Here is a 5847-nt window from a genome sequence, read left to right on the forward strand (position 1 = left end):
GTGCTGCGGGACGAGTTCACGCCGGACCCAGAGCCGATATCTGCGGCAAGCCGCCGATCTGCCCATCGCCGGCCGGCGGGTGGTCTTGCGGGTGACGGTTCGCCGTTTCTGGTGCGACGCCGTTCTTTGCCGCCGCCGCATTTTTGCCGAGCGGTTTGGCGCCGATGTTTTAGCCCCGTTATCGCGGAGAACCGGACGCCTTGAGACGATCGTTCATCACTTAGGACTGGCGCTAGGCGGAGGCCTGCCGCAGCCTTTGCCGATCGCCTGATGGTGCCGGTGAGCAACGATACCCTGTTGCGTGTCGTGCGCCGCCGGACTGAACCGCCGCGCGACAAGCTCGCCATCATCGGCATCGACGACTTCGCGTTCCGGCGCGGCCAACGATACGGGACGATTGTCTGCGATCTTGAGCGCCGCAGGCCAGTGACATTGCTGCCTGATCGCGAACAGGCGACATTCGCAGGCTTGGCTGACGAATCATCCTTCCATTGTGACTGTCGCTCGCGATCGGGGTGGCGGATATGGCGAGGCGATCGCCAAGGCCTTGCCTCATGCCGATCAGGTGGCCGACCGCTGGCATCTGATGGAAAACGCCAGCCGCGCTTCCTTGATGCAGTCAGCAAGTCCATGCGGCATATCCGAAAGACAGTAGGCAGCACAATCATCGATCCAAAGCTTCTCACCTATGCCGAGCGGCTCGCCAGGAGACAAACGAGGCCATTCTGGAATTGTCGAAGCAGGGTGTGCCGATCAAGCAGATCGTCAAGCGTACCGGACATTAGCCGCAAGCTCGTCCGCTGCGTCCTGCGCGGTCAGCGCTCCGACATGTTCCGCGTCCGGCAGAGTTCGCTCGAGGAATGGCTTCCCTGGCTTGACGGCCGCTGGGACCAAGGCGCCGCAATGCTTCGGCGCTCTGGCGCGAAATGCGTAAGAAAGGCTTTCGTGGCCAGATCGGCGTCGTCTCTGAATAGGCGCGGCGCCGACGCCTTGCTGAAAGGGCCGATCAAAGCGCACTTGCCCGCACGCCTTCGGCACGAAGCATCGCCAGGCTCATGACGCTGGCGCGCGACGACCTGTCCAAATCCGACGCCCTGCTGGTCGCGGCAATCGAGAGCAATGTGCCTGACCTGACCATCGCGCGAACGCTGATCGACGACTTTCAGCAGATGATCCGATCAAAGGCGGTCGCAAAACTGGACGCTTGGCTCGAGGGCGCGAAGGCAAGCCTCGTCGGCTCCTTTGCAAACGGGGTCCAAAAGGACATCGCCGCAGTCCGCAACGCCATTATCTCTCCATGGTCGAATGGCCAGACCGAAGGCCAGATCACCAAGCTTAAACTCATCAAGCGCCAAATGTACGGCCGCGCCAAGATTGATCTGCTCCAGGCGCGCCTCATCGGTGCAACTTAGGCTGTGGCCGCAGCGAGAGTGATGGTGTGGAACGGCCCTTCGAACCGGCATCGAAGGTGCCTATCGTGATGATGCCTGTCGCCACGAAACAGAAGGAACCGTTCCATGGAAAAGATTACCACAATCGGTCAGGACTTGGCCAAGTCGGTCTTCCAGGTCCACGGCATTACAGAAGATGGTCGCGTTGTTGTCCGGCGCGCCATGCGGCGATCGCAGATGCTTGACTTCTTCAGCGGCCTTGAACCCTGCCTCATCGGCATGGAGGCCTGTGCCAGCGCGCACCACTGGGCGAACGCTATCGGCGAGTTCGGCCATACCGTGAGGATTATGCCGCCGGCTTATGTTAAAGCCTATCTGAAGCGCAATAAGACCGACGCAGCCGATGCGGAGGCAATCTGCGAGGCGGTAACGCGTCCGACCATGCGCTTCGTGCCGATCAAATCGCCGGAAGAGCAGGCGGAGGGAATGGTGCTGAAGACCAGGGAGCTTTTTGTGCGCCAGCGGAGCCAGACGGCAAACGCGATGCGCGCTCATATGGCCGAGCTGGGGATCATCGCCGCAACCGGCATGGCCAGCATCGCCAAACTCATCGCCATTCTACGCGACGGCGACGATGCCCGCCTTCCATCCGCAGCGCGAGCAGCACTCCTGGAGATGGCTGAGCAAATCGAGAGGCTGACGGTTCGTATCGAAGCGCTCGACACGAAGATCGTTGCCGCCGTGAAGAACGACGAAACCGCTCGACGGCTCACCAGCATCCCCGGCGTTGGTCCGATCATCGCCGCGACGGTCCTTGCAACCATCCATGATCCCGCAGCCTTCAGAACGGGACGCGATCTGGCGGCCTGGATCGGGATCACGCCGAGGGCCAACTCCAGCGGCGGCAAGGAGCGGCTCGGCAGAATATCGAAGCAAGGCAACAAGCAGTTGCGAACATTGCTGATCGTCGGGGCGACATCGATCTTGAAACAGGCACGTCGTGGCGTGAAGCTCCCCGCCTGGGTCGTTTCTTTGATGGCGCGTCGGCCCTACAAGGTCGCGGCCGTGGCGCTGGCCAACAAGATGGCACGGACGATATGGGCGCTTCTCGCCAAAGGCGGTACCTATCAGGCACCGTTGATCATGACGCGAGCATAGAACAAAAGGGATTCTGGCATGCTGATGCCGGGATAGAGCGGCAAGGTGCCAACGTGTGATGACCCCGAGGGACGCCACCTCGATACCGATTAGACCGTCTGACGCAATGCGCCATCCGAGCGCGTGAAAGTGATTAGGCAATCGGCATCGCGGATCTCATCGTGGCCAGCGGTCAACGACCGCGACGACAGGCCGGACATATGACTGCACCGTCCGACGGCGATTTACGCGACAAATACCTTGCCAACCGGGCCGTTCCACATATGCGTCAGAGCCCCTTTTGCGCGAAAAAACAGGGTCCCGATTCCGTGGTCATTGACAATCATCGGAACATGAGAGGCCTGACCGGGTCCGCTGGATTGGTCTCCAGCGGGGGACAGCAGCAAGGTACTGTCAGAGCTGCCGTCCGAGCTGAGGTCGGGAGTCGGACTGGTTCATAGTACCCGTGAAGCCGTCGAAGGAAACGAGGCGAATGGAGGGAAGGGACCAGCCTGAGGGGAGCCTGCGCGAGGAGGCCAAGGTCCGGACACAGAGCCGGGTTGCCTTGCCGCTGAACCTCGAGCGGGTGAACGCGGCGGCCAAGCAGGCTGCCCCAAACCCGGTTCACGGCCCTGCTGCACCACGTCGACGAAGAAGCCCTTTACCGGGCGTTTCGGCGACAGAGGCGACATGCGAGTGCTGGGGTCGATGGGATGACCGTGGCGAAGTACGAAGAGGGGCGACGGATAACATCCGTGATCTCTGCGAACGGGTTCACACCGATCGCTACCGGCCACAGCCGGTGCGGCGGGTCTACATTCCCAAAGCCGATGGCGGTAAACGGCCTCTCGGGGTGCCGGCGCTGGAAGACAAGATCGTCCAAAGCGCGGTGGCCGAGGTGCTGAGTGCTGTTTACGAGGTTGACTTCCTGGGGTTCTCCTACCGGCTTCCAGCCGGGGCGGAGCCCCCACATGGCGCTTGATGCCCTGCATACAGCAATCATGAGCCAGCGTGTGACCTGGGTGATGCCGACATTCGCAGCTTTTCGACTCGGTCGACCACGAGTGGCTGCTGCGGATGGTGGCGCACAGAATCGCTGATCCTCGTATCCTACGGCTCATTGGGCTGTGGTTGCGGGCTGGCGTCCTTGAGAGCGGCGAGAAGCAAGAGACGGACAGGGGTACCCCGCAAGGGACGGCGCATGGGCTGGTCGGAGTTCGAGACCCTGACGGCGCGCTTCCCCCTGCCAACTCCGCGCATCACTCGAACTTGGGCGCAGGCACGGATATGACGCGGGTTACCCTCGGGAAGAGCCGGGTGCGTAATGTGGCTTCGGTAGAGATGTGGCGTCGGCCGCCGCGGGCCAGAGGTGGCAGGCCGATGAGGACGCCGAGCGCCACATAACAAAGCGGGTTACAGGGACCGATGGAAGTCCATCAGCGCCGGTTGATCACGCCATCGTTTTGGGATCTTGCCGAGACTCGGCGCCTCGCATTTTTCGAGCGCCTTAGCCTTGGTCTCGAAGTCGACCTCTGCATAGACGTTCGTGGTGTCCAGCGAGACGTGCCCGAGCCATCCGCGGACTGTGTTGATGTCGACGCCGGCGCGCAGGAGATGGGTCGCCGTGGTGTGGCGGATGGAGTGAGGGCTTACGCGCTTTGTTGCCAACGACGGCATTTTGGCGACGACCTTGAGGCCATAACGCTCGACGGCGGTATGGATCCCGAAGCGAGTGATGGGTTGGCCGCAGCGATTGAGGAAGACGGATCGAGAAGGGGCTCCGTCAGCGACGAGTGCCCGTAACTCGACGACGGTGGCGGTCCACAATGGGCAGTATCGCTGCTTGCCGCCCTTGCCATGGATTTTGACACTGGGGGCGTTCAGGTCCAGGTCCGCCACCTTGACGCCGACCGCCTCTGACGCTCTCGCACAGTGTTGTAGAGGAACAGCAGCAGGGCGTAGTCGCGCCGACCCTGCTCTGTCCGCCGATCTGGAGCGGCGAGCAAGGCGTCGATCTCCGCCTTTTCGAGGTAAGGAACGACCGCCTGATCGGTCTTCTTGAACGGGATCGAACGGATCTGGCCCGACCATTCGATGTGGACGGGGCTATGCTCGCCGACAAAGCCAGCGAACGCCCGAACGGCGGCAAGACGTTGATTGCGGGTGGCGATCGAACATCGACGCGTCACTTCGATATCGGTCAAGAAGGCGCGGATTAGCTCGGCCGATAAATCGACGACATTCAGGCGATCAATGGACTTGCCGACCCGCTTCGCAACGAACGGGAGAAGCTGACATAAGCCGTCGCGGTAACCCTGCTGGGTGTTGCGGGCGAGATTCCGTTCGGCAATCACGTGTTCGAGTAGGAACCGCCGGATCCAGGGGCCAAGGAGCGCCTCGTCACGCATTGGGCATCTCCATGGCGTAATGCTCGAAGCGCGCGCTGGCCTCACGCAGAAGGTCCGGGGTTAGGGTTAGGTATCGCTGCGTGCCCGAGATGTTGACCTGGCCAAGGTAGGTGGAGAGCTTGGGCAGGAGCCGTTGGACGTCGGCGCCTTGGCGATACCAGGAGAGGAGGCTGTGAACTGCAAAACTGTGACGAAGGTCATGCAAGCGAGGCTGATGTCGCGGCCCGGCGCCGGCGCACACGACATTCGCTTTGACGCGTAATCGGCAGAACATCCTCTCAGCGTGTTGCAGGGTCACAGGGGCGCCCTGGCGCGTGAGGAACCAGAGGGATTCTGCAGACTGGCCTTCGCGGCGGCGAGAAGCGTGCCGGGATAAGATGCGCATGAGGTCGTGGCCGATCGGAGCCAGTCTGGTCTTGTAAAACTTGCTCTCGCGGACGCACAGGACCCCTTCCTCGAGGTCGACGTCGGCTAAGGTGAGGGACAGTGCCTCTCCAAGGCGAAGCCCCGCGCCGTAAAGGAGAAGCAGGAGCGTTCGGTATGTGTCCGGATCAATAGGACAGCGAGGATGGTCGATCAGGACGACGGCGTCGAGTAAACGACCGATCTCCTCACGGGAGTAAATATAGGGAACGAAGGCTTCCGTCGGCTTGGGGACGGCGCGTGGCAACGGCCATATGTTTGTATGCCCCCGGGCCATCGCGAACCGATAGAAGCCCGCCAGAACAGAATGCTTTCGTTCCCAGAAACGGGTCACCGGGCCGCGTCCCGCCAGAAAGGCCAACACTCGGTCGGCCGTCACCTCCGGCAGAGGTCTGTCGCCGACGAAGCGACAGAACGACTTGAGCGTGCGCACCTCCGTGCGGAAGCGCATTCCGATTGCTTGCCGGTGATCGACAAAGCTGGCGATA

At 61.9% G+C, this 5847-nt stretch carries 4 protein-coding genes and 1 pseudogene; 2 read left to right on the forward strand and 3 right to left on the reverse strand.

Features of this window, described 5'->3' with window-relative positions; all coding sequences use genetic code 11:
• Positions 1-1412 (forward strand): annotated as a pseudogene (locus tag NKJ06_RS33985) (ISL3 family transposase); the annotation flags it as partial.
• 105 nt (positions 1413-1517) lie between these two features.
• Positions 1518-2549, forward strand: a complete 1032-nt coding sequence (locus NKJ06_RS33990; protein WP_352812296.1) for an IS110 family RNA-guided transposase — start codon at positions 1518-1520, stop codon at positions 2547-2549.
• A 1392-nt stretch (positions 2550-3941) separates the two neighbouring features.
• On the opposite strand, the gene NKJ06_RS33995 is transcribed toward NKJ06_RS33990, so the two are convergent.
• The 3 genes from NKJ06_RS33995 to NKJ06_RS34005 form a co-directional block, all read right to left on the reverse strand.
• Entirely contained in the window at positions 3942-4427 is a 486-nt protein-coding gene (locus NKJ06_RS33995) for a tyrosine-type recombinase/integrase (RefSeq protein ID WP_352812298.1), read from the reverse strand.
• Positions 4409-4936, reverse strand: coding sequence for a tyrosine-type recombinase/integrase (locus NKJ06_RS34000; protein ID WP_352812299.1), 528 nt, complete (start codon positions 4934-4936; stop codon positions 4409-4411). Before NKJ06_RS34000 ends, NKJ06_RS33995 begins: the two co-directional genes overlap by 19 nt.
• On the reverse strand, positions 4929-5847 hold a 919-nt coding region (locus NKJ06_RS34005; protein ID WP_352812301.1), incomplete at its 5' end, for a tyrosine-type recombinase/integrase. The genes NKJ06_RS34005 and NKJ06_RS34000, both read right to left, overlap by 8 nt.

Origin of the sequence: Mesorhizobium sp. M0293, assembly GCF_040321735.1 — a bacterium.
Lineage (GTDB): Bacteria > Pseudomonadota > Alphaproteobacteria > Rhizobiales > Rhizobiaceae > Mesorhizobium.

Excerpts from the sequence above, each read along its gene's own strand:
- NKJ06_RS33990 (WP_352812296.1), top strand. The coding sequence starts at position 1,518 with ATGGAAAAGATTACCACAATCGGTCAGGACTTGGCCAAGTCGGTCTTC.
- NKJ06_RS34000 (WP_352812299.1), bottom strand. The coding sequence starts at position 4,936 with ATGCGTGACGAGGCGCTCCTTGGCCCCTGGATCCGGCGGTTCCTACTC.